1 protein-coding gene is annotated in these 2126 nt (G+C 68.4%); it reads left to right on the top strand.

From position 1 onward, the window contains the following. Window positions 1-2126 (top strand): beta-ketoacyl synthase N-terminal-like domain-containing protein (locus tag ACF089_RS35880; RefSeq protein WP_392036425.1); only part of this gene is annotated, 2126 nt, incomplete at both ends.

Below are 2126 nucleotides of genomic sequence, written 5' to 3'. Positions count from 1 at the left end.
GGCTTCGACTCCCTCACCACCGTCCAGCTCCGCAACCACCTCACCCACACCACCGGCCTCCGACTCCCCGCCACCCTCGCCTTCGACCACCCCACTCCCCACGAACTCACCACCCACCTCCACCAGAAACTCAGCCCCGCCACCCAGCAACCCACCACCACCAGCAACACCCCGACGAAGACCAATCAAGACGAGCCCATCGCGATCGTCGGCATGGGCTGTCGATTCCCCGGCGGAGTCCGCTCACCCGAAGACCTCTGGAACCTGGTCACCGAGGGCCGCGACGTCATCGGCCCCTTCCCCACCAACCGCGGCTGGGACCTCGAAGCCCTTCTCCCTCAGGACACCGAACCAACCGAAGCCGCTTCCGCCGACGCGGCCGACGACGATCCCCTGCACGGCAGGCCGGGGACCTCATCGACGCGGTACGGGGGTTTCCTCCACGACGCGGACCAGTTCGACCCAGCCTTCTTCAACATCTCCCCCCGCGAAGCCCGCGCCATCGACCCACAACAGCGGCTGCTCCTGGAGACGGCGTGGGAGGCCCTCGAACACGCGGGCATCAACCCCCACCACCTCGCCGGCACCCAGACCGGGGTCTTCACCGGCATCAGCCCCAACCACTACGGAGCCCACGGAGACACCGACCTCGAAGGACACCTCCTCACCGGCACCACCCCCTCCGTCGCCTCCGGACGCATCGCCTACACCCTCGGCCTCCACGGACCCGCACTCACCATCGACACCGCCTGCTCCTCCTCCCTCGTCGCCGTCCACCTCGCCTGCCAATCACTCCGCCACCACGAATCCGACCTCGCCCTCGCCGGCGGAGCAGCCGTCATGGCCACCCCCGAAATCTTCCTCGAATTCAGCCGACAGGGCGGCCTCTCCCCCGACGGCCGCTGCAAAGCCTTCGCCGCAGAGGCAGACGGCACCGGCTGGTCCGAAGGCGCCGGACTCATCGTCCTCCAACGACTCACCGACGCCGTCCAGCAGGGAAACACGATCCTCGCCGTCATCCCCGGATCAGCGGTCAACCAGGACGGCGCGAGCAACGGACTCACCGCACCCAACGGACCCGCCCAGGAGCGGGTCATCCAACAGGCCCTGGCGAACGCGCGCCTCGCGCCCTCAGACGTCGACGCGGTGGAAGCCCACGGCACGGGCACCACGCTCGGGGATCCCATCGAAGCCCACGCGCTCCTCAACACCTACGGCCAGCACCACACCCCCGAACAGCCCCTCTACCTCGGCTCCCTCAAAACCAACATCGGCCACACCCAAGCAGCAGCAGGCATCGCCGGACTCATCAAAATGGTCCAGGCGCTCCACCACAGCCACCTCCCCCCGACCCTCCACGCACAACACCCCTCACCCCACATCGACTGGACCACCGGCAACATCACCCTCCTCACCCAGCCCACCCCCTGGCCCGACCACCCCCACCCCCGCACCGCAGCCATCTCCGCCTTCGGCGTCAGCGGCACCAACGCCCACCTCATCCTCCAACAACCCCCCACACCCGAAACCGAGCAGCCGCAGCCGACAAGCACCACCCTGGATACCGAGCAGCAATCCGCACCAGCGCCCAAGCCGACGTCCTCGCCCGCAGTCGTCGTCGCTCGCACAGGCCCTGACGACACAACCGCACCGCTGGCAGGTACGGAGTCGGATCCTGCCTATGGGTTCATGCCCCTGTCGGCGGTTTCTCCGGCGGATGCCGAGCCCATAACCCTCGACGGTTTCGTATCCCTCCCCCTGTCCGGGAAGACCGCCTCAGCCCTCGCCGCCCAGGCCGGACGCCTCCGCGACCACCTCACACGCAACCCCCACATCCCCCTGCCCGACATCGCCCACGCGTTGACGGTGACACGACCGGTGTTCGAACACTGGGCCGTCATCAGCACCACCGGCCGCACCCAGCTCCTCGAAGCCCTGCAAGCCGTCGCGGACCGCTCACCCCACCCCGGAGTCACCACCGGCGCGACCAGCGGACCCTCCCACCAGACCGTGTTCCTCTTCCCCGGACAGGGCTGCCAATACCCCGGCATGGGACAAGACCTCTACCAACGCCTCCCCGTCTTCACCGACGCCTTCGACGAAGCCTGCCAAGCACTCGACCCCCA

The sequence above is a fragment of the Streptomyces sp. NPDC014894 genome, assembly GCF_043080985.1.
GTDB lineage: Bacteria > Actinomycetota > Actinomycetes > Streptomycetales > Streptomycetaceae > Streptomyces.
Note: the sequence above shows the minus strand (reverse complement) of the source record. Positions and strands in the feature narration are given on the sequence as shown.